We start from the raw sequence: 21,768 nt of genomic DNA on the forward strand, positions 1-21,768 counted from the left end.
TATCCCCTTCATACGTATCCTTGTTAATAAAGCCTTATTATCCGTAGGAAGCGGGGCGACAGTCCACCCCTAGAACTTATTTCCATTATATCACCCAGCGTCTTCCTCCGGCACTGTCGGTATCACATACGCCGCCTTCGTTCGCATCAGGTAATGGACGACATTCACCAGCTTCCGCATATACAGACGATGGCTTGCTGCTTCGTCTTCCCCTCCGCCATCCTTCCCTCGTAGTACGCATAGAAGTACGGATTACGCGGCTCCTTCTTCGTTCTCGTTACCGCGATTTGCCGGATAGCGAGAGCTTTCAGAATATCGTGCAGCTCCCGATTGCCCTGCTTGCTCTTGTAATGACGGTGCTTGTTCCCGGACCCCACAGCTATCGGCGCTACGCCCGCGAATCTCGCCAGCTTATCCGGCGTAGCGAAGCGGTGAATATCTCCAATCTCCGCCACCAGTTCCGCAGCCGTTACAAGGTCGATTCCCGTCATCGTCTCCAACTGGAACCCATGCTGTTTCATGAGACTCGCGATTTCCTGCTCAATACGGCTCAGTTCACGCCCATAGAAGCGAATATTGCGCACGAGCCCTTTCACGATAAAATCGCGCTTCTCCTGAAAATCCCGTGTCGTTTCGCCGTCCTCCGCAATCAGCGTGAGCATCTGCTCCGCTTTCTTCGTCGAGAGGGCATAGTTGCTCAGCTTCCGCAGGAACTTCGCCAGCTCATCCAACGTCACACCATCCAGGTGGACGGGCGAAGGATACTTATGCCAGAAGACAAGCGCCGTTTTCCCGTCGATTTCGGAAAAGAACTTCTTGTAGCTGGGGTAGTGGTAGCCGAGTTGCTGATGCAGCCGCTTCACCATACCCGACAAGCTCTTGGCCTGCCATTTTCGCTGGGTGACGAGCTGGCTAATCGCCCAGTACAGGTCAATCGGCTTCGCGTCAGGCAGATTCGCTAGTTCATCCCGCAGCACCTTTGCCACGCATTCCGCATCCCAGCTATCGGATTTCTGCACCGTGACGTGGCTCTTGCGGCGGTTATTCGCCAGCTTCGCGTTCACTTCCTTTACCGAACAGCCGCTTTCCGTTAAATAGACAGCCAGCGATCTGCCGAATCCCCCCATGTCTTCCAAGCCGTATACGGCGGATATACCTTTCTTCGTGTGTTTCTTCACTTCTTTCAACAGCATAGGAAAGGCGGACGGCTTATTGTCGAACCGGATTTCGCCCAGCTTCTTGTTCCAGCAATCGATCATGACGGCAGTATGGTGCTGCTTGTGCAGGTCTACGCCTACATAGATCGTACGGTCAGGCTTCAACATGTTATCCACTCCTTCTTTCGAATCGTTACGTATAGGTCGGTTTACTCGCAACGCAGGAATTCACCATCGGCCTATAAGTAACCATTCCATCGGAGCCGTTACTACGATAGGCGGAAGCGTAAGTTTGCATCCTCAGTTCGAGCGGACGAGCCGCAAAGACACGTTAGCAAAATCTTACGTTCCCCATCGCCTTATCGGCTCTCTGGTTTCAGCTGTATCGCAAGTATCGTTTTTTTCCATCCGCACTTGCCAAAGTTCGCTTCGGTGTTCATCGGTATAGCTATATATCCTTTGGATGAGTTCCTTCGCCGTTTCCTGATCCATCTCGCGCTCTTTCCGGTACATCGTCTCCAATAGCGCAAAGAGACAGGTTTCCCCCGTCTGGATTTGCCGAAGGAGTCGGTCTTCTTTCTCAATCAACAATTCGTACTCGTTACGAAGTTCTTCCACGTTCATTAGTCACTCCCCCAATGACCACGTTCATTAGCGTCGTATAAAGAATTACTAGATTCTGGTAAATGTTTCTAGCGGCAATCATATAACGCGAGCATAGGGAGTTCAAGCCTTATTTCATTTCAAAATTAAAGTACCACAACCTTTATCCAGCCCGCCCACAGTTGGGACAAGGGCCTTATGGGCTTTACTGCGGTAACGTTATAAAGGTGAGCTTTACTTCGTCAGGTGGTACGTTTCGAGTTGAGATATAGTTTATGTACTCCACAGAGAATTGGCGGGATTCCACTAGCTTCGGCACATATCCGCTCTCCCTCAACTTCGCCATCATCTCGTCAAAGTCGCCTTTTACCGTCCTTGGGACAATTAGGTTCTTGCTCTGGAGAAAACAGGCGCTTTCCATACGAATGCTCATCCGCTTTAAAATCCCGCAGGTTCTTAATCAAGTCGAGCTTCAGCTTGTTCCGGCGCTCCGCCATCGGCAGGCTGTAGATACGCTTCAATTCGACGCTCCCCAGCCCCCAGATGTCCCGAAACGCTCCATCCGCCAGCTCCGCTCTGTGTATCGTGGACAGGTCGGTCAGCAGGTGGAAGTGGAGCGCACCGCGCTGCTGAAAGGAACGAACCGCGAAATACTTAAAATCGCCGTATCGCTCACGCATCCGCTTTACCCAGTTCTCATAGTCCTTCGCCACTTCGTCTAACGTCACGTCCGGCTTCTCGTAGGTCAAGGTAATGAACTTATGGCCCAGGCTAAAGTTCCGGTCCATCAGGTGGCTGAATCGTTCCCGCTCCGCTAACCTTAGTCTCCCAGGCTTCGGCGTTCGATCAGGGCGATTTCGCGCGCACTCCTCCTTATCCAGCGGTTCTAAAATCGCTGAATAGACCCGTTTCTCTATATCCGTCAGAGATTGATCAGCGTGAATCGCTTCTATCTCCGCGTAACGTTGGTTTTTCGATTTACGGTCGCTTTCTTCAGGCATCTCCTTTCCGTAAACTTTCACTCGCGGGCAATCTCCAATCTTCGTCATCTGGCAGTTATAGCCCATCGCCCAGCCCTCCTCGGTTTCATAGCGCCCCATTGGGGTTGTTTCCGTAAATAAACCCGGGGGATTCATCTGTACTCCATGTGATTCACATGAAAAATAGCAGCAGGGGAAATAATCTCCTCACTGCGCTCGGAATCTCCTGTAAGAGGGCAGGGAAGGAATATGGTTACAGCCCGTTTAAACAAGGCGTAACGGGCGAATAATGAGGGGCCTTCCCGAATATGCAAAAATACCCCGTCAGCGACTACGGGACGTTCTACGTCCATTTCGTCGCCTGCGGGGGCGTGTAAGGATATTACCATCCAGAGAACAGCAGAAGATCAGAGCAAATCGATTATTCCCAGATACCTCGTATAGAAAGAATTAAAGGACGAGCGAAGCGAGTCACTCCGAGCGTTAGCGAGGAGCAGAGCACATCCATCCCTTGGATCTCCATAGTCAGAAAACAGCGCAGGCTTCTATGGGCATGGGGTGCCCACGGATATTCAGGCTGCTCGTTCCCTGCCTGTGACCTCCTCGCTTCGCTCGGAAGACTCCGCTTCGCTCCGTCCCTTTCTTCCCTTCGGTCTTCAAGTTAGAACATGTTATTCATTTGATGATTCCTCTTTATTTCTAATATAGCGGCCACTTTTATTCGTTTTATTCGTCCACTTTGGACAGGCATCCGAAATCTGCGGAGGACGGAACGTTCCCATAAGAACACTGCATTTCCCACATAGGAGCACATGTCAAGCTCTCCATAAGTTTTTTCTAAATATAGGAAATTACCCGTATATTTATTCGTTTTTTCGCAGAATTTATACCATTCTATACCAGTAGGTTATCAATCAGGCCGAATTGATCGAAAATTTCTAACAATTATTTTTCGGCCAGGTCATTCCGTCCTTATCGCTTGTCGAATACGGGTGAGGCACGTGGTTACAGGCGATAGAAATCGGGCAAATTCCCATTTCTATCTTCGGAACATTCCAACTCACGACAGTACAGCAGCGTCAACCTACGGCGATCTCCGGGCGTTTTACGCCCATTCGTCGCCAGATCGCAGATACGGGAAGGTAGGTTTTCAGGGATCATCAGCATATCCATCACGCTACAATTTTGGCTACATGTGAAATCGTATAACAGCCCTAGGGAAGCGGGGTGACAGCCCCCCGTCCGCCGAGAGAACTGGCTATGTATTATTAAATTCAGAGAGAGTAAGTGAAGCGCTGTTCGCCGCCACGCAAACGTTATTTAGCTATTTTCGCTATCTGGTGTACCGCGGCGGATAAAAAAGAACCACAATACGAGGTTAGTCGCATTGCGGGACATCGGACCTAGATTGTCGAAATCAATAGTGCTTCATTATAGCTATCAATGTTATCCGAAATCCAACTAGGTTCATACAACCTTTCTGTGATAAATCGAATAATACAATCCTCTCCATCGAATGAAATTATCGTAGAAAATTTTTTGTGCGGAAAATTACCCTTAAAATACTTTTCCCATTGCCCTAGAGTCATAATCGCAATTTGTAATAATTCTATTGGATTATTCTCAGCTATTTCTTCATAATAATCGTTCAAATGTATATGATTATAACTAGCCTCAAACCCCGTTCTATCTTGGAAAAATTGGTTAGGAATAAATTTCTCCGGCAATATACTACTGGTGTTTTGTTTTACTAAAATACATCCATCCCATTCCATAAACTCTAAGGATGATAATTCATCCGTGAAATTTATACGTTTACGATCACTAGAATTTAAATATTCAAGATATTCCTTCATTTTCTTGTTTGTACGTACGATGGTATTCACCTCATTTCTTTGGGGTATATGGACTCTCTCCTAGATATTTTTCTAATCCAACATTTAATTTCTTTACAAAATCAGTATTCTTGAGCATATCATTAATACCCCTAGGTGCAATATTTCCACTTGAATCAACAAACTTACCCTTCTCAGGGCTAAATAAATATTTAGTATTGTTTTCATCCTGGTAATGAATCTGCCCTGGTCGTTGACCTGGATTTGGGTTTTCTACATCAATTCGTGCCTTAGTACCCTTATCTTTCCACAGTGTTTTACTGGTAACTTGAGTGCCATTAGCACCAAAGTAACCCATCCCCCCCAATACCGGTCCCATTTCGCTCATAAATTGAACTTCTTCAGAAGCATTTTCCATATTTTTTTGTATTGAGCGATTTAAAGACAAAATCCAATCAGCATGTGAGTTATTCTTTAACTGTGCTTTGGCCCATGCAGATGTACCAGCATCATCACTACTCATTGCGGTATTTAGCAAATATCTAGCTTGATTATCATCCAATAAGGTGTTCTTCAATATATAGCCAAGTGCCCATTGATAATTGCCAGAACCTGTCGCCGCCGTATTAGCAAGATACGTCGCCTGATTATAGTCAAAGGCTTCATGACCAGTCGGGTCAGTATACCTCAACGGATTATTACTTACATACGTATACAAATTCAAACTCAGCGGATTGCTTATATCCCCTTCATACGTATCCTCATTAATAAACCGTCCTACACTCGGATCATACCATCTGGCCCTCAAATACTGCAATCCCGTGCTGCTATCCCAAAACTCCCCGCTATACCGGAACGGCTGCGCTACCGTTTCCTGCGTAGTCACAGGATTCCCCCATATATCATACGTGTAGCTGTTTACCACCTGGCCGGCTGCGTTCACCAGTCCTACCACATCGCCATGGCCATTGTGCATGTAGTACATTTTTGTCCCCGCTGCGTCTACTCGGGCCACCAGCTGGTTGCCGCGAATATAGCTGGCTTTGCGTGTCACAACGCCTCCGCTTACCTGGCCTTCTGCGATGATATTTGATCCATCATAATAGTAACGCGTTGTGCTTCCATTCTCTGTTCGCTCCGTCAGCAATCCGTCTCCATTGTATTTGTACGATACAGTACTCCCTGAATGACCGCTTGCCGCGATCAACCGATTTTTCTTATCATAGGTGTAGCTTTGATCGCTTAACATCAACGGCTTCACACTTTGCAGCGTTTGACGGTTGCCGCGGTTATCATATGTGTAATTTTCTTGATACTCGCTGGATGTTTGGATGCGGCTTAATTTGTCATACCCAAAGCTGTGCGATTGCCCGTTCTCCACTCGGACAGTCTGATCGCCTTTCAAATTATACGTATACTGATAGGTCCGCAGCGTGCCTTGGCCCGGCTGTACATGAGTTAAGGTACTTTTTAGCGTCTCGTAGCCCCATGTGCTAGTCAGTCCCGGAAGCAGTTGAATGGAGTCAGGCTGATTGTTCGTCTTGTACGTATAGGTAGCATCCCACTGGGCCGGATTGGAGCCCACATGCTCCAAGCGGTTTCTCGCATCATACCTATATTCGGTGACTTGGTCAAAAGGATCTGTCATTTGGGTCCGGTTGCCTTGAGCATCATACGTATAGGTGGTGCGTTTTTGGTCCGGGTACTTGACTTCCGTCAGCCAGCCGCTTCCGGATTCATAGGAATAGGAAGTGGTTCCTGTACCATCTTGCATCGTTAGCCGTCTTCCAGCCGTATCCTGGGTAAACTGAATGACTTCGTCTGTGGTGGTCATCTTATCCAGAAAATTACGGTTATCATACACATAAGTCGTTTCATAACCATTGCGATCGATCTTTTTCGTCATATTGCTGTTGTGATCATAATAATAGCGTTCCGCTTGTCCCGCGGGATCAACCCGGCGAATCAATCTTCCCATTTCATCATAATGCTTGGTCAACTCGTTACCGTCTGGATAGTGAACTTTCGTTAATTGACCGGCTAAACTATACGTATACGAAGTTTTTTCCTGCATGCCATTAAGGACTGATTTCACTCGCCCCATCGCATCGTACTCGTATTGCGTCTGTGTGATTCCGCTTGCCTCTGTAGCTATACCCTCGTCCACTACTTTAACCTGTCCGGCGAGCGTGTAGCTCATTTGACTTGAACTGGTGAGCGCGCCCGTTTTGGAATAGGACTCCTTCTTAGTTACTCTGCCCATCAGATCTAACCATTGTTTGGACGAGTATCCTTCCGGATCTGTTTCTGTAACCGTCCGATGGATATCATCATATTGAGTGGTCGCGCTCGCTCCGCCAGGCAACAAGGTGGTCATTACTCTATCCCATTTATCGTATTGATACGTCGTGCGATGCCCTTCCCCATCTTCGGCCCATTCCAGTCTTCCATACGGATCATAGCCATACATCGCCGTACTTTTCCCTTCAATCCCCACATGCGTTTTTAGCCCGAGGGGGTTCCATCTCGTTATTACCTTAACATTTGTCGGATCTGTTTCCGTAACCATGTTCTCGCTGTCATTGTAGGTGATGGTCTGGAGGGAACCGTCTGGGTTCTTAACGGATAGCATTCTTCCTAATTTATCATACGCATACTCTGTCGTGTGCCTATTTCCGTCGATAAGTTTGGTCATCTGGCCTGTCTGTTTGTTGAACTGATAGTCCTGTATAATTGTTGACTTTTGTCCGTCCGCATTTGTCGTTTCTATCGTTTGTTTCGTTGGAAATCCGCTTCCATACACGGTTCCATATTCATAATCGATTTGAACATTCCGAGAGTCATCCTTAATTGCGACCGTTGCCGGGTTACCATAAGCATCATACGTATATCCCGTTTCGGCCAATAGATTCCCGCTGGCATTGTTTTCTCTTACCTTAGCATTCTTAATGCTGTTGTAACTCGGATAACGTTCAATTTCAGTATACGATGATAAACCATCAGCCAAAGGGGATAGCACAGATTTTAGCAAATGCGTCTGCTCGTCATACGTATACGTAGTCGTCACTTGATCGGGACTTGTCTCAGATGTAACATTTGCGTAGTTATCATACACACGCGTGACGATCTGACTCGTCGATTGTTCGGTCCCTTTTTTCGTATATGAAGTGATTTTAATGGGCGCCGTGCGTCGGTTACCTCTATCGTATTCCATATCTTGAATACGCTGAATCGTTCCATCATCCTGCTTGATTTGCGTATTGTAAATGACTTCAGGAGTATCATCATCAATATAGTTTTTGAAGTAAGTGAAAGTCGTTTTCTGCCTACCATTGTCTATGGTTGTACTAAAGGAAAAATCAGTAGCACGGACCTCAGTTCCATCTCCTTGATAGATATAATCTATATGATTATATTTCTCTTCCGCTCCGCTGGCATAGGTCATCACATCTTCGCGGCTTTGGATCCGGTAGACGGATTCCGTGGCCTTCTTGCCAAGAGAACGACTGAAGCTTTGGTAACTATAGTCTGTGCGAGCCTTAGTAGGATGATAGATTTGTTTCAGCAATGCAACATAATTATCCTTAGGTTTCGCACCTCCAACGAGATCAAAAGGTATTATTGCAGTTTCATAGACATACGAAGTCGTTCTCCCTTGCGCATCCGTTACCTGGCTTAGTAATTCTTTGTTTTGTTGCGAATCTTTCGTTTTGGTATAGGTGACTCTTCTATCCCCCTGGGTCAAGATGACTTCCGCTGTTGAATATGTAATTTGAATTTCATTGCCAATTGCGTCCCTAACTTTTGTAAGGACAGATCCATAAGGAGACACATGAGAGTATTCAAATTGAATGGTATTATTGTAAGTATCCAATATCTGCAATAGTTTACCGCCTGAAGAAAAAAATTGTTTCTTTCCATCCAAATTTTTGAGCACGTAATAAGATTTTAGTCCATTTACAGTTACTGTATTATCATAATCAAGGGTAAGATCGTTCCACGGATATCCCTTTAGTTTTGTACCGTCTAATTCGTAGGTAGTCCCACCAAATAAGGTTAAATAACCTTTATAATTTTTAAATTCGATATACGGCAAGTCCCAGCTCCAGCCCTTACCTAGGGCAAATCTGTTCTCCTCCTCCTCTTTATCCACTGTCTTGTTGCCGTAAGCATACAGATTCTCCACACAACCGTAAATCGTAGAATGCAAACACACAGTTTTACGACTATCCGGGAATACAAAAACATTTCCTGTAGTAAACGCCTTAGCCATAAGATACGTGCTGTTTGTATAAATATCTTCCTTGGTTATGTGCGGAATGCTATTGGGATCATCGGGGTCTACGTAGGGCCAAGTGTTTTTTTCAAGTTTTTCTCGAAATTCATTATAATCTTGAATGGTTGGTAAATCGTTGGGATAATCCCATCTAATAAAGGTACCTTTATATTGAAGATAAGAACGATAGTACCAAAAAGGCTCGAAGCCGAAATCTGGTGCTGTGCCAATTTGAGTAACTCGTTCACCGGTAAATTTGTAATAAAGTCTTGCTTTAAGTTCAGGATAATATTTCAATTCATAGACATTGTCTTTGAAGACATCCTTATTATAATAAGTTGCATCATTACTGTTGTATCTTCGCTTTAAGGAAAAGGATAGTCCGTTTCTCCCAGGTATCGTCATATCTACATTTTCAACTTGCAAAGCTCCACTGATAGTAGATACGTTTTCGTTTCCTCCTACAGAGTATGGAGCATCATTGACTTTGAGGTTCATCCTTTTTACAGCAAGTTCATCGTATGTAGTTGGGAAATTGCTCGTTGCAGCCATATTGCGAAGCATTTTCGAAGATGAGTAGACGTTTGTATACACACTGTCCGTCACTACTTTTCCGTATACATTTCCTAGAACAGACTCTTCCAGTTGATTATAATCAACTTTGGCCCGAGATGGTATTGGTTTCGCCAGTCAATATAATTAAATTCTCATCAGGTATTAACTGTTTATTTATAACAGGGATAGGTAACTCTTTTTCCCCTTGCTCCGTTTCATCCAAAGGAGCAAAGTCCATACTGTTTAATTCCTCGATTACCTTAGGATTAAGTTGATTTAGAATTTCATCCAAAGGCTGCTCTCGATCCTTATGCAACTCCAAAGCCTTATAAAGCTCCTGTAAGGAGTATCCTTTGTTCAATTGTTGCAGCAAATCAGTTTGTGGAATCTGAAATTTTTTGTTCAACCACTCCAATGTTACGTATTCCACATTGGATTTTTGTTCAACTGTTTGAGGCTTAATTTGAACCTGAAGCAGATCCGCCGGGGAGGCGATAGCCGATATTGGAAATATGGACGTGAAAGTAAAGATATAAATAAGTAACCACACTATGCATTTTTTCATAAGTTTCTCCTTTAATGTTAGTAAGTCAAAATCAAGTTTTTAAAACCTGGGTCTTCCCACCAAACATGTCCGCCTCAAACATTCCACACAAACCTCACTGCATCATCTCCAACTCGCCCACACTCGTCCACCAATGCCCATTATTATTGGTAATATGCAGACGGTATTTGCTGAAGATGCCCGGATTCTGCACCTGAAATGTTTTGGGCATGCTGACCTGCCAGTCTGTGATGTCCGTCTCCGTCGACAAGACGCGCCAGTTGGTGCCGTTAAAGCCTTCCAAGGTCCAAGTTTTGGGGGCGGAGGCTAAGGTTGACGAGTCGTATCTCGGAGTGATCTTGTAGGAACGCACCAGCTTGGGGAGCGGGAAATGGTAAGCAAGCCAGCCTTCAACGGTTCCGTTTGTGATCCAGCTTTGCTCGGAATCGACATGGTCAAAGGCTTTGTAAGCGGCATAGCTTTCACCAAATTCGCTGCTGGAGCTGGCTGTGCCGTATGCACTTTCGTTGCCGGTCATGGCGGGAATAATATTATATTCAATAGTCCCCGCATCATCGCCCTCTGTCATTTCGATTTCGCCGATACTGGTATACCAGTGGCCGTTGTTTTGCTGGATATTGATTCTGTAGTCCGAATAGCTGCCCACGTTCTGAACGTTGAAGCTCTTAAACTCCCTAAGACTCCAGTCCGTCACATTGGTTTCCGTGGCCAGCACATTCCAGCGGATACCATTAAAGCCTTCAAATGTCCAAGCCTTAGGAGAGGCTTGAATCGCGGTAATTTCATTCCGTGGCAGAATCTTATAGGACACGACCTGCTTAGGCGTAGGGAATTGGAAAGCGAGCCAGCCTTCCGCTACTCCGTTCGTAATCCAGGCATGCTCCAGATCCAGGTGATCGAATGCTTTGTACGGCGCGTAGTTGTCGCCAAAATAACTGCTCGCACTCGCCGTTCCATCCGGCGAAATGTTCTGCGACATGACCGGAATAATATTTTGGTCGCCCCACAGGTTATAGATTTTATTGACCGTACGCTTGGACTGATTGCCATTGGCATCATACGTATAGGCAAACCGGTACTTCTGTTCGTCCTGGAAAAACGTTTGCCACTGCAATCTGTTGGACGCATCATACTTGTATTGCGCACGATTCAGCAAATAATCGAAAGAAACCGGCTTGCCCACGCTTCCGTCTTTTACGATTGCAGCACGTATCCGGGTATCCTTGGCAATCGGGATCGGCGTTCCGCTGTACAGTTGCCCGGCATGCATCGACGGCTCTCTGCCGTCTACCGTATACAGAATCGAATCCGCGTGCTCAGCGCTAAGGCTTACTTCCGTCTCTTCCTCCAATAGACCTGGCGCAACATTGGTACGGATAAGACTAGGCTGAGTCCAGGCTCGCTGCTTGACTTGAGGGTAGGCCCACAAGTAAATCTCGGCAAAATTCATATTGATGCCGTCACTGATAGCTTGATCGATATTTTTCCAGATAGAATCGTTGTTCGTGGAATCCGCGCCTGCCAGGTAATGAATCTGGTTCGCCGGGTAATGCAGCTTTCGCTGCGCTACGGTCAACGCCTGACGATGTTTCTCCATGTTGTTGGCAATCAGATAGTCATAATCCTCGATCATGAAAAAATCCAGATTCGGATACTGCCACTGAGTGATTGGAAAGTTAACGATGCCCATCATAGGAGGAGCCAACTCGGGATCTACAACAGTCGGTATGAACAGCAGCACGGTAAACTGCCCGTTAGGATAGCCGCCTTTTAACGTATCCCTTAGCATAAGTGAGAAATTTCCGTTCTGAGCGCTCAGCCAATTCAACATGGTCTCATGCCCTGATATCGAATCGTACGCAGAATGAAATTCATGCATAGGCTGACCAAATTGCTGCTGGTACAGGTCTTTCGTCGTCTGATCGTAGAACGTGGGCGGACTGCCAGGCAAGCTGTCCATATACCACCACCAAGGCTCTCCCAACTGGATGATCGGCACCTGCTGATGATCCGCATGAATTTCCGCCAAGCCGAGCACATATTTCTGATAGTATGATCGGACCTCTGCGTTGGTAAAGCTCAGCAGCTTCGGTGTCGGCGACCACAATGTTTCCGCAGCTTGCCCGTCCCAGGCTCGTTGCCACCAAGAAGGAGGCGCATCTACATTCTCCATCGAGATGGATGCGACCACCTTGATGTTCCGCTGTGCCAACAGCTTCACATAACTGCTATACCAGGAAGAGAAGGCCGTATTAAACGGATGCTCTTGAATCAACTCCATGCCATTCTGGCCATTGTGATGCTTGTCGTAATAATGGGAAGCCCCCACATAGAAATCGACAATTCCGCCAAAACCCAGCCGGCTATAGTCGCTTACGAGCCGCTCGGGCGTCAGATTGTAGGAGTCGTCATAGCCATCGCTGATCCTGACTTTTCCTACGGGCGGTATAGGCTTCTCATCCATCAAAAAGGATTGTCCATACACATGCCAATTGTTGAATTTAATCTTGAAAGGCTTGGATTCCGAAAAGTAAAAAATCTCTTCTTCGTTGTAGTCGTATTCTTGCGGTACAAAGGCCCACTCCAGCCTTTTGATCTGATTGACAGGGATTTTGACCCATTCCGGATTCGGTATCCAAGCAAATTCGTTCTCAGCAATCTCCTCTTGTATAAACGGCTCCCAGCCTGCATACAGGTTGTTGAAATCGATTCGTATCTTTCCCGCGCTCCCTGAACCGGTACCGGCTGTCCGGTTGGCTGGAAAAGAATAAGATATCCCTAGCTCCTGGCTAATGCCCTGCTCCCATACCTCCTGGGGCCGGTCGATTACATAATTCCACAGACGAATATAATAAGCCTGATTATCCATCGTCACAACGGTTAGCGTTGGGGCAGGCGTTCCATCCATAGGGACGGCATCCCCGCTAATTTCGTATTCGTATTCCAGAAGGACGTTCGTGTAGTCCGGGTTGGAAGGGTATTTAAGATCGGGGTGGCTATGAATATCCTCCGTCTCCCAATACATGACATCGAAATCTTTGCTCGTCCGGAAGTTACCCATTGTTGCAAAATGATGCTCGTCTTCTGTCACAGTCGCTGACATCATGTCATAATTAAAATTGTTAACCATATACTTCGGTTTTAATTTATAGGCTTGCTCTTCGGTTACGGCCCGCGATTCTCCTCCAAAACAGAACGCAGCCAAAACGGACAACGCGATACACATCCATACGCGACAGGCCATCATGGTTGAGCACCGGCCTTTAATTCATTTTGCTTTTTTGCCACGTCAACCGCATAAAGCTTGTATACCGCTGCAAATTGCTCCTTGGCCTGCCGGTCCTGAGGATAGTCGCCCAGCAGCTTGGTTGCCAGCTCAAAAGCAGCCGTCGTATCCTGCTGGTCCAATAACCGGGATATCTCCTGGCCATATTGTTCGACGCTCGGACGATTCATCTCGGCAGCCGATTCGTTGGCTGATTTCATGGAGAACGTTTGCCTGGCACCTCGGGCAACTGATGGCATGGGGCTGCTGCTCCGCTGCTTCCAAAGGGCCATGGCCTCCGCATATTGACGGCTCGTTTCCTGTATGCTGGCTTCCTTGCCTTGCGCTGCAGCGGGATCTTGTCCAGGTTGGATTCCTTTGCTGAGGTGGTAGGCGGACGGCTCCCCAGGTCGGCTTTCTTCCGCAAATGTCAGTTTGGTATAGGCCAGCACCCATACCAGGGATATGGATAGAACAGGGAGGAGCCATTTCATAGATTTATGCATCTTTCATTCTCCTTATATGACTTTGGCTTACAGAACAAATTAAATATAATCACATAATAGGACAAACATCATTGACTGTTTTTGAAGAATAAAGTCGAATTTTATCGAAACATCGTATTCTAAATGTTTTTTTATAATATGTTCCCCTTATACCTGACTCATCTTCACAATTTAGGCATTTAGACTTACCATTCATCCCTCAGCATCTCCCCCCGCCCCCTCACATACACTAATACAAGCACTCCAGCTATCGCTGCCGCCTCATTTACTTGCGAAATGAAAGGATGGACCCCCGCATGAATCTCTGGGAAATATTAGTCGCCATCGTGTTAGGCTTTGTGGAAGGCATGACCGAGTTCGCTCCGATCTCGTCGACAGGGCATATGATTATCGTGGACGATCTGATCTTCCAGTCCAAGCAATTATTCTCCGCACCTGTGGCCAATACGTTCAAGGTCGTTATCCAGTTGGGCTCGATCCTGGCGGTCGTTGTCGTCTTCAAGGACCGCTTTCTCAATCTGCTCGGGCTGAAGCGGCATATAACGGCCGACCAAAGGCTCGGCGACCGTCTGAAGCTGACGCAGGTAGTGGTGGGGCTTCTCCCGTTTGGGGTGCTCGGGCTGTTGTTCGAGGATTTTATTGACGAGTATTTGTTTTCCGTACGGACAGTGGTGATGGGGCTGCTGCTCGGGGCGGTGCTGATGCTGCTGGCGGATCATTTCCGTCCCAAGCGGGTGAGCGCGAATACGGTCGATCAGATCACGTACAAGCAGGCGCTTGGCATGGGGCTGTTTCAATGTCTGGCGATGTGGCCGGGGTTCTCCCGTTCGGGTTCGACGATATCCGGGGGCGTGCTGCTGGGCCTCAGCCATAAGGCGGCGGCGGATTTCACCTTTATTATGGCGGTGCCGGTGATGATGGGGGCAAGCTTCTTGTCTCTGCTGAAAAATTGGGCGTTTATGACGCCGGATGCGCTGCCGTTCTTTGTCGCCGGGTTTATCAGCGCCTTTTTGTTTGCCTTGCTCTCGATCCGATTTTTCTTAAAGCTGATCCAGCGGGTCAAGCTGGTTCCCTTTGCTTATTATCGGATTGCCTTGGCTGCGGTAATTTATTGGCTGTATTTTTAGGATAAGAGCAGCCCGCCGCTGAGTTTTGGCCCTAGGAATAAGGTCATGCCTGCTGGGGAGGAGCAGCTTACCCTGGGAGGGCAGGGTAGCCCTTCCTGCAGTTGCCCTTGTTCATGCTAGGCCCCTTCGGTCGACGGCCGTCTGGCTCTCCGTTCTGGCGGAGGGCTATATGTATGCGGCCGTCCCCATCGCCTCCAACTTACCTCGCATCAACCGAACATTGACCATTGATCATTCCCCTCCCTCTCCATAAAATATGGATGCTGCTGGAGAAGCAGACGGCAGGGGAGGAAGTCTATGGATTCATCAAAATCATTGACAGACACACGGGCGCACGTTATGATTCTATCTTATAACCAACTGTTCTAGTAGGAATTATATACATAGGAGGATTACAAACGCGCTTATCCCTCATATCTCCCGTTAACCGCTCCCACAATAAAAAGGAGGCTTACCGCCCGCCTGCCGGCTGGAAGGTTCTGACGCTTGCCGCTCTACTGTTGGCTTCCGGCGGGACCGGATTTGCCGCCTACGCCCAAAGCAGCGAGTCTGAAGCGGAAGTTGCGGTATCAGCTTCGGCTCAGACAACCAGTGCCATTGGCGCCGCCAACACCCAAGGCGCGTCCTACGTGCAGGACCGCTTCGGCCTCAAGCTGACGGCAGCGCCGACGAAAGGCGAAATGGTCGTCGCCGTTGCCCGGCTGCTTGCCGCCAGCCAAACATCGGCCCCTGCTCCGTCTCCGGCACCGGCCGGCGGGGCGGCTGCCGCCGCCAATCCCTTCTCCGACCTGGCCGCCGACAGCGCGCTGTATGAAGCTGCCGTCGCCCTGCACGGCCAAGGCATCTTGAGCAGCGGCGCTCTGCAGGGCGATGCCCGGCTGACGCAGGGCACAGCCGTTTACATCGTCCTAAAGGCCGCCGGGCTCAAGGAGCTGGCCTACACCTACCCGGACGCAAAAACGCAGACGGCCCTCGGCAAGCTCGGTATCGCGGACCGCAGCGTCTACGGGCTAACTCGCCAAGCCAGCCAGGAGCTGGCCGCAGCGGTGGATACCGGGCTGCTGCCGCAAGCTGCTTTTGATCCAAGCGCCCCGGCTTCCGCCGTATTTGCCGAGGAGCTGCTGGAGCGGCTGCTGTCCGTTCGCGGCGAAGCGAAGAGGTATATCGGGTCAACGAGCGAGGACGATATTTTCGCCAAGGTGCACGCAGCCTTCGATACGCATAATCTGATCCAGGTGCCCGAGCTGCAAGCAATAGTCGATGAAGCGCTGAAGCAGGGACTGGTGACCGGGTATAACTTGAAGGACGACCGCTACACCGCTCATTTCGACGAAGCGCGCGCCCTGACGTACGGCCACAGCGATCTGACGCATGCCATTCAGCTGATCGGCCTGCTGCGCAGCGAGAACCTGCAGGCCAAGGTACAGCTGGAGCCCAAAACATCGGCCTTCCTTTACTTGAAGGAATGGGGAGAGCCTCAGCAGTCGGATGATTACAAGGTCGTTCAGATCGAAAACGGCAACTATATCGCTTATGCGAAGGAATATGATCTGGCCTTCGAGTTTGATACGGTGGAGCAGAAGGACAAGTTCCACAGCGTGATTGAAGCATACGCCAAAAAAGACAGCGACGACGAGCCCGGACTAATCGCCGGCTCCTGGTGGCAGCCTTTGTACTATTCCTTGCGGAAGCTGCCGGCTTATATCGAGATCGCCAATAACCGGATCGACCAAGGCCATTATTATGCGCAATCTTTCTCGCTCCCGGAACAATCGGCGGAAATAGCAGAGGGACTGAAGAAGCTTAAGGCCGGCCTCCAGGTAAATTCCTACCGTTTCTGGGTGGACGAGCCTTTCTACAATTATTTGCTCGGCGAATCCAAGTAGACAGCGAACTCCGAAGCAAAAGAAGGGTTGAGCAGGCCGGATATCTGTGATATTCTTACGGGAACTATTGGGCTGGGGAGGAGTCTTGCTTATGAGTCTTGCAGACGTTAATCCTGTCTTATTAAATATCCCGGAAGAGTTCGAAAGCGCCCGCCTGCTCATCCGCTCTCCCTTGTGGGGCGACGGCCCCATGGTGAACGAGGCGGTGAAGGAGACTCTGGAGGAGCTGCGTCCCTGGATGCCCTGGGCGCAAAGCGTTCCGAGTCTGGAAGCTTCCGAAGAGGATATCCGGCGGGCGCGCCTGCGTTTTCTCGAGCGGTCCGATCTGAGACTGCTGCTGCTCGACAAGCATACCGGCCGGCTGGTCGGCTGCAGCGGGCTTCATCGGATCGATTGGGTGTCTCGCCGATTCGAGATCGGTTACTGGCTCCGCACGTCATGCACGGGAATGGGGTATATGACGGAGGCTGTCGACGCTATCGAGCAGTTCGCTATCCGCGAGCTGGAAGCTAACCGGATCGAGATCCGCTGCGACAGCCGCAACCTGCGCAGCGCCAAGGTCGCCGAGCGGTCCGGCTACACGCTGGAGGCTACCCTGCGGTATGATTCCATTGCTATTGACGGCACGCTGCGCAATACGATGATCTTTGCCAAGGTGCGCGGCGCCGAGTTTTAACGCGGCATGCTTGTCTAAGAGCGGGCAAAGCCGACGCTTTTGCTTTTGCTTTTGCTTTTGCTTTTGCTTTTGCTTTTGCTTCTGCTCTGCTTTTGCTTCTGCTTTTGCTTCTGCTTTTGCTTCAGCTTGGCGTACATCGGCGGCCAGTTGGGTACATGCACAAGCGCCGGACTAAGCGCGCACAACTACCGGCATAACAAACAAGCAGTCTGCGCCTCGCATCACGAGGCCAGACTGCTTGTTTGTTTGCCTACCTCAGCCGTATCGGCTTCGGACCGTCGTTCACCCTATCTTACTGCTGATACACCTGAGGGTTCTGTCTGCGGCACTCTTCCATGACCAGCATCTGCTGGCGCACCTGCTGTGGGGTTACCTCAAGCGGAGCGCCGTCCACCAGATGGCGATGCAGCATCAGATACAGCTGCACGGTCATGTAGTCCATCATATTTTGTCCGCTTGGCAGATTTATCTCCCATGTATCCGTATGCCAGTTCAGCGTCTCCGAGCAATAGGTTGGAAGGCCTTCGGCCGTTACGAGCGGCTCGCGGACAAGCTTTTGCTCCGGCGCTTCCTCTTCCTTGAAATATTTCCACTCCAGCTTCTCCATGCTGCCGTGCAGGCCGCCGCGCGTCCCCTGTACGATGAACGTGTCCCGCGGATACGCGCTGCAGGACGAAATCTCCAGGTCGATCGTCGGCCGTCCCTGACCGCGCAGGATCAGCTTGACGTAATCTTCCGCATCGCCGAACGTATTCGCCCGATCCATCACGCACGTAATATCCGGCATAACATCCGTTCCGAAAAATTGCAGCGCCTGGTCCACCGGATGTGGACCTGTATTCATCAGATTCCCGCCGTTGTTCGCCTGCAGCGTCTGCCAGTCCCAGCGGCGCGCGAAGTTGTTGTTCGTGAAGTCGATTTGCACGATACGGCCGAGCACGCCCGATTCGATCACCTTGCGGATCTGCGTAAAGGCAGGCTGAAAGCGGGAATTTTGAAATACAGCCAGCGTAGCGCCCGATTGCTGCGAAGCGGCGATCAGCTCGTCGACCTCTTCCGCCGTCTTGGCAAGCGGCTTCTCGCACAATACATTGATTCCGCGGTTCAGCAGCTCCAGCGTAATTTCGAAGTGCAGGTGGCTTGGCGAAGCATTGACTACCAGATCCAGCTGCTCCTGTTCGACCATCTCCTGCCAGCTGGAGTAGGCGTTGCAGCCGTACTCTTGCTTAGCCAGCTCCTGGCGGTCCGGGATGGAGTCGGCGATGGCCGCAATCCGATAATGCTCCGGCATCTTGACCAGCCTTTGTCCATGAATATTTCTGCCGCTTCTACCTTGTCCGATAATACCCAGCTTGATGATGCGATCCTGTGCCATCCTCTTCAACCCTCTTTCTCCAAATTAAATGCCGTTACGGGTACTATACCCTGTAACGGCATGAAGCTTCTTGCGCTATTTTTATCGGTCAGTTGCAATATTTTCAGGTATTGCCGAAAGTCTTCTTATACTCCGTCGGCGTGAGGCCCGTACGCTTCTTGAACGTGCGGATGAAATGGCTTAAGTGGTGAAAGCCGACCTGGAAGCAGATCTGCGTCACCGTATGCGTGTCCTGACGGATCAGTTCCATCGCGCGTTCGATCCGCACCTCGTGCAGAAAGTCGACGAATGTCTGACCGGTCTCCTTTTTAAACATCGAGCAGAAGTAAGCCGGAGCCATCCGGGCGATATGCGCCCCTTGCTCCAGTGGAATATCCTGGCTGTAGTTATCGTAAATGTACCGCACCACATCCTGGATCGGGCTCTCTTCCGCTTCGCCAAACGCCGTCCGCGCAGACGGTCGCCGCATCGTGCGCCGGTATTCGCGGTCAATAAGAATGAGCAGCTTGATCAGATTGATCCGGATCGAGAAATCAAACCCCGGCTCGCGCAGATCCAGCTCATCCTGGATGTCCTGGATCAGCTGCTCGACCAGCGGCTGCTTGCTTTTACCGATATGCAGCCACGGCTGCAGCGCTTCCGCGGGCTCCGCATGCTGGACGTACCGCCAGAGCGATTCGGAGAACGCAGCGACCTGCTCATGCACAAGCAGAGGCAGGAAATCGAGCAAAATCAGCTCGAATTCCTTATCCTCGATCGAATTCAAGCTATGCTCCACGCCGGGCGAAATGATAAACAGATCGCCGCGGCCGACGGTCAGCGATTTATTGCGAAACTGATGATTGCACGTGCCCCGAAGCACATAGGCTATCTGGATGTATTCATGCGTATGCAGCTGCTGTTTGAGATGATTGGAGTGATGCCTGACGAGACTGAACGGGATTTCTTCCATCAGATTCCCCTTGCTGCGAAACGTCAAAACGCCCATGCCTTTGCCCCCTGCCGGTAGGTTTATACTTTAACCATAATACAAAAGGCGGCAGGAGACAATCGACATTTTTTCCATTGCATATACTTACTTGTTTATTTGGCCTGCGCGGGGACAAGCAGCTCCTTCACGAAGCGGAAATCATGCTCCAGCCGCTCATATGGAGGAAACGGAGCGTGGCATTCCAGCGTCACCCAGCCGTCATAACCGGTTTCGCGCAAGGCGTCGAATAACGGGCGGTGATCGGCCCCTCCCTCGCCCATCCGGCTCTGCAGGAAAAACTCCTGACCGTGCTTCGTCAGATTCGCGAACGTGCCGGGAGCTCCGGCCGCCTCGACTCTTTTCTCATCCTTCACATGCACATGGAACAAATGCTTGCCCAGCGTCAGCACGGATTCTCGGCCATAATCGGTATCCGTGATATACATGTTGCCCGCGTCATGGATAAAGCCGAGGTTCGGCTGATTGACCAGAGCGGCGAGACGCAAGCTGTCCTGAACCGTTTCGACCAGAGAGACGTTGTGAATCTCCAGAATAACGCGGACATGATGTTTGGCCGCTTCTTCCGCACAGCGGTTCAGCCAGTAAGCCGCCTTCGCATAGTGGTAGTCCTTAGCCAAGAAAGCGTTAGGTCCGCCTGCACCGACGCGCACCATCGAAGCGCCCAGCTCGCCTGCGATCGGCAGCATCCGGCAAAAATCCTCATAAGCCTTCTCGCATTCGCTGTCGCTGCCCGTTGAGAATCCGCCCATATAACCGGCGATGGCCGGAAGCTCCAGTCCGTAGCTGTCCGCTACCGAGCGGATTTCCTTCACCCGCTGCACGCTTGTCGTCGGGGACAGATGCGGCTCCCGGGCCGCAATTTCCAGCCCGTCCAAACCGAGCTGCTTAGTCATCCGGAGCGTCTCCTGAATACTGTAATCGATAAACACGCCGCTGAATGCCGCGAATTTCATGAAGATGGCCTCCTTGCACGGTCGTAAGCTTCCTGTACGGTGCCTGACCGTCGTTTTGTTTTAACTATAGCAATTTTGGCCTCCGGGATGTTGACCGATCTTTCGAAGTCGTTTGGCATTTTTTACGCAATATGAACGGGAGGCAGGAATTCGTGTGGACACGACGAAAGTCCCAGTTATATAATTTAGAATAGACTCGACAAAAGCTACCAGTTAAATACCGGAACCGATCCGAGTTATAGATGAAGGGTGTCGAATGAGATGAAAACTAAAATTTTGGCATTGTCCGCCGTACTGATGCTTGCCTCCGGTGCGGTCAGCGCTTCCAGCATAAACGGCACTTATAAGGGAAATCCCATCGTGAAGGTGACGTCCAACGGTTCATCACTGCAGGTCGATGAGGTACCTGCTCAGATCGTAGACGGTCATACTTTAGTCCCAATCTCCTTGTTAAGACAATTAGGGGCTTCCGTAGCATGGGATGCCAAAACCTACGGCGTCGACGTCAAGCTTGGAGCGGTTAAGGAAGATAAAGATACGGTCCGGCCCAGCGAAATCGGTACTTTTCTGAAAGACGCGCGCAAAGAGCTGGCGCAGGCCGGTATCACCGTGAAAGATACGTACCTCAGCATCGATCAGAACGGCAAGGTCCAGATGAAATACGAATACGTTCCTGGCGCCAACCAAACCACGGATCAAACGGTCCAAACCGTCGCTGCCTTATTGGGAGTAACCGCCAAGCTGAAGTCCCAGGTCGAGGGAGCTACCGTCCTGGTCATCGTGAACAATAGTGTGGCAAGCACGTTTACGGCTTCGATCAAAGACTGCGACGATTATCTGAATAAGAAAACCTCTCTGGAAAGCTTCGCCCAAAAATGGGTGATGAACTAGCCTTTGCACAAAGAAGCCTCGCCGGGCAGCTTGTTTCCTATTCGCCCTGTCCCTGGCCTCCCATAGCGCGTTGACGAGGGCACCTGCAGAAAAAAGGCACTTTCTCGTGTTGAAAGTGCCTTCCCTA

General features: G+C 49.7%; 14 protein-coding genes and 1 pseudogene. 4 read left to right on the top strand and 11 right to left on the bottom strand.

Features of this window, described 5'->3' with window-relative positions; genetic code table 11:
- Window positions 1-90: 90 nt before the first annotated feature.
- The 8 genes and pseudogenes from BLR08_RS18010 to BLR08_RS18045 all read right to left on the bottom strand — a co-directional run bounded on the left by BLR08_RS18010 (window position 91) and on the right by BLR08_RS18045 (window position 13,742).
- Window positions 91-1,325 (bottom strand): annotated as a pseudogene (locus tag BLR08_RS18010) (IS110 family transposase).
- A gap of 174 nt (window positions 1,326-1,499) precedes the next feature.
- On the bottom strand, window positions 1,500-1,781 hold the full coding sequence (locus BLR08_RS18015) for a hypothetical protein (RefSeq protein ID WP_072335250.1): 282 nt from the start codon (window positions 1,779-1,781) through the stop codon (window positions 1,500-1,502).
- A gap of 332 nt (window positions 1,782-2,113) precedes the next feature.
- Window positions 2,114-2,860, bottom strand: a complete 747-nt coding sequence (locus BLR08_RS18020; protein WP_143014403.1) for a rolling circle replication-associated protein — start codon at window positions 2,858-2,860, stop codon at window positions 2,114-2,116.
- Window positions 2,861-4,143: 1,283 nt separating this feature from the next.
- Window positions 4,144-4,626 (bottom strand): hypothetical protein, encoded by a 483-nt coding sequence (locus BLR08_RS18025; RefSeq protein WP_072335247.1) that lies wholly within the window; start codon window positions 4,624-4,626, stop codon window positions 4,144-4,146.
- Between the two features lies 1 nt (window position 4,627).
- Window positions 4,628-9,403: an RHS repeat-associated core domain-containing protein gene (locus BLR08_RS18030; protein ID WP_176835548.1), complete on the bottom strand. Its 4,776-nt coding sequence runs from the start codon at window positions 9,401-9,403 to the stop codon at window positions 4,628-4,630.
- Between the two features lie 103 nt (window positions 9,404-9,506).
- Window positions 9,507-9,971 carry a hypothetical protein gene (locus BLR08_RS18035; protein WP_072335241.1) on the bottom strand — a complete coding sequence of 155 codons (465 nt, stop codon included), beginning with the start codon at window positions 9,969-9,971 and terminating at the stop codon, window positions 9,507-9,509.
- A gap of 94 nt (window positions 9,972-10,065) precedes the next feature.
- Entirely contained in the window at window positions 10,066-13,062 is a 2,997-nt protein-coding gene (locus tag BLR08_RS18040) for a non-contractile tail sheath protein (RefSeq protein WP_176835549.1), read from the bottom strand.
- 152 nt (window positions 13,063-13,214) lie between these two features.
- Entirely contained in the window at window positions 13,215-13,742 is a 528-nt protein-coding gene (locus BLR08_RS18045) for a hypothetical protein (protein WP_072335235.1), read from the bottom strand.
- Window positions 13,743-14,038: 296 nt separating this feature from the next.
- Between BLR08_RS18045 and BLR08_RS18050 the strand changes: the two genes are divergently transcribed.
- From BLR08_RS18050 to BLR08_RS18060, 3 genes are all read left to right on the top strand, one after another.
- Window positions 14,039-14,869: an undecaprenyl-diphosphate phosphatase gene (locus tag BLR08_RS18050; protein WP_072335233.1), complete on the top strand. Its 831-nt coding sequence runs from the start codon at window positions 14,039-14,041 to the stop codon at window positions 14,867-14,869.
- A 500-nt stretch (window positions 14,870-15,369) separates the two neighbouring features.
- Entirely contained in the window at window positions 15,370-16,755 is a 1,386-nt protein-coding gene (locus tag BLR08_RS18055) for a hypothetical protein (RefSeq protein ID WP_256257752.1), read from the top strand.
- Window positions 16,756-16,846: 91 nt separating this feature from the next.
- Window positions 16,847-17,431, top strand: a complete 585-nt coding sequence (locus BLR08_RS18060; protein ID WP_072335227.1) for a GNAT family N-acetyltransferase — start codon at window positions 16,847-16,849, stop codon at window positions 17,429-17,431.
- 292 nt (window positions 17,432-17,723) lie between these two features.
- Here BLR08_RS18060 and BLR08_RS18065 read toward each other — a convergent pair whose 3' ends face one another.
- The 3 genes from BLR08_RS18065 to BLR08_RS18075 all read right to left on the bottom strand — a co-directional run bounded on the left by BLR08_RS18065 (window position 17,724) and on the right by BLR08_RS18075 (window position 20,750).
- A complete protein-coding gene (locus BLR08_RS18065; RefSeq protein ID WP_072335224.1) occupies window positions 17,724-18,806 on the bottom strand; it encodes a Gfo/Idh/MocA family protein in 1,083 nt (360 codons plus the stop codon).
- A gap of 103 nt (window positions 18,807-18,909) precedes the next feature.
- Window positions 18,910-19,794, bottom strand: a complete 885-nt coding sequence (locus BLR08_RS18070; protein ID WP_072335222.1) for an AraC family transcriptional regulator — start codon at window positions 19,792-19,794, stop codon at window positions 18,910-18,912.
- Between the two features lie 95 nt (window positions 19,795-19,889).
- Entirely contained in the window at window positions 19,890-20,750 is an 861-nt protein-coding gene (locus BLR08_RS18075) for a sugar phosphate isomerase/epimerase family protein (protein WP_072335220.1), read from the bottom strand.
- A 261-nt stretch (window positions 20,751-21,011) separates the two neighbouring features.
- Between BLR08_RS18075 and BLR08_RS18080 the strand changes: the two genes are divergently transcribed.
- On the top strand, window positions 21,012-21,641 hold the full coding sequence (locus BLR08_RS18080) for a stalk domain-containing protein (RefSeq protein ID WP_072335218.1): 630 nt from the start codon (window positions 21,012-21,014) through the stop codon (window positions 21,639-21,641).
- The last annotated feature ends 127 nt before the right edge of the window (window positions 21,642-21,768 follow it).

Origin of the sequence: Paenibacillus sp. cl123, from assembly GCF_900101595.1 — a bacterium.
Classification (GTDB): domain Bacteria; phylum Bacillota; class Bacilli; order Paenibacillales; family NBRC-103111; genus Paenibacillus_G.

Coding starts and splice junctions, on each gene's coding strand:
- BLR08_RS18015 (WP_072335250.1), bottom strand. CDS start 1,781: ATGAACGTGGAAGAACTTCGTAACGAGTACGAATTGTTGATTGAGAAA.
- BLR08_RS18020 (WP_143014403.1), bottom strand. CDS start 2,860: ATGGGGCGCTATGAAACCGAGGAGGGCTGGGCGATGGGCTATAACTGC.
- BLR08_RS18030 (WP_176835548.1), bottom strand. CDS start 9,403: ATGGCTGCAACGAGCAATTTCCCAACTACATACGATGAACTTGCTGTA.
- BLR08_RS18035 (WP_072335241.1), bottom strand. CDS start 9,971: ATGAAAAAATGCATAGTGTGGTTACTTATTTATATCTTTACTTTCACG.
- BLR08_RS18045 (WP_072335235.1), bottom strand. CDS start 13,742: ATGCATAAATCTATGAAATGGCTCCTCCCTGTTCTATCCATATCCCTG.
- BLR08_RS18050 (WP_072335233.1), top strand. CDS start 14,039: ATGAATCTCTGGGAAATATTAGTCGCCATCGTGTTAGGCTTTGTGGAA.
- BLR08_RS18060 (WP_072335227.1), top strand. CDS start 16,847: ATGAGTCTTGCAGACGTTAATCCTGTCTTATTAAATATCCCGGAAGAG.
- BLR08_RS18065 (WP_072335224.1), bottom strand. CDS start 18,806: ATGGCACAGGATCGCATCATCAAGCTGGGTATTATCGGACAAGGTAGA.
- BLR08_RS18070 (WP_072335222.1), bottom strand. CDS start 19,794: ATGGGCGTTTTGACGTTTCGCAGCAAGGGGAATCTGATGGAAGAAATC.
- BLR08_RS18075 (WP_072335220.1), bottom strand. CDS start 20,750: ATGAAATTCGCGGCATTCAGCGGCGTGTTTATCGATTACAGTATTCAG.
- BLR08_RS18080 (WP_072335218.1), top strand. CDS start 21,012: ATGAAAACTAAAATTTTGGCATTGTCCGCCGTACTGATGCTTGCCTCC.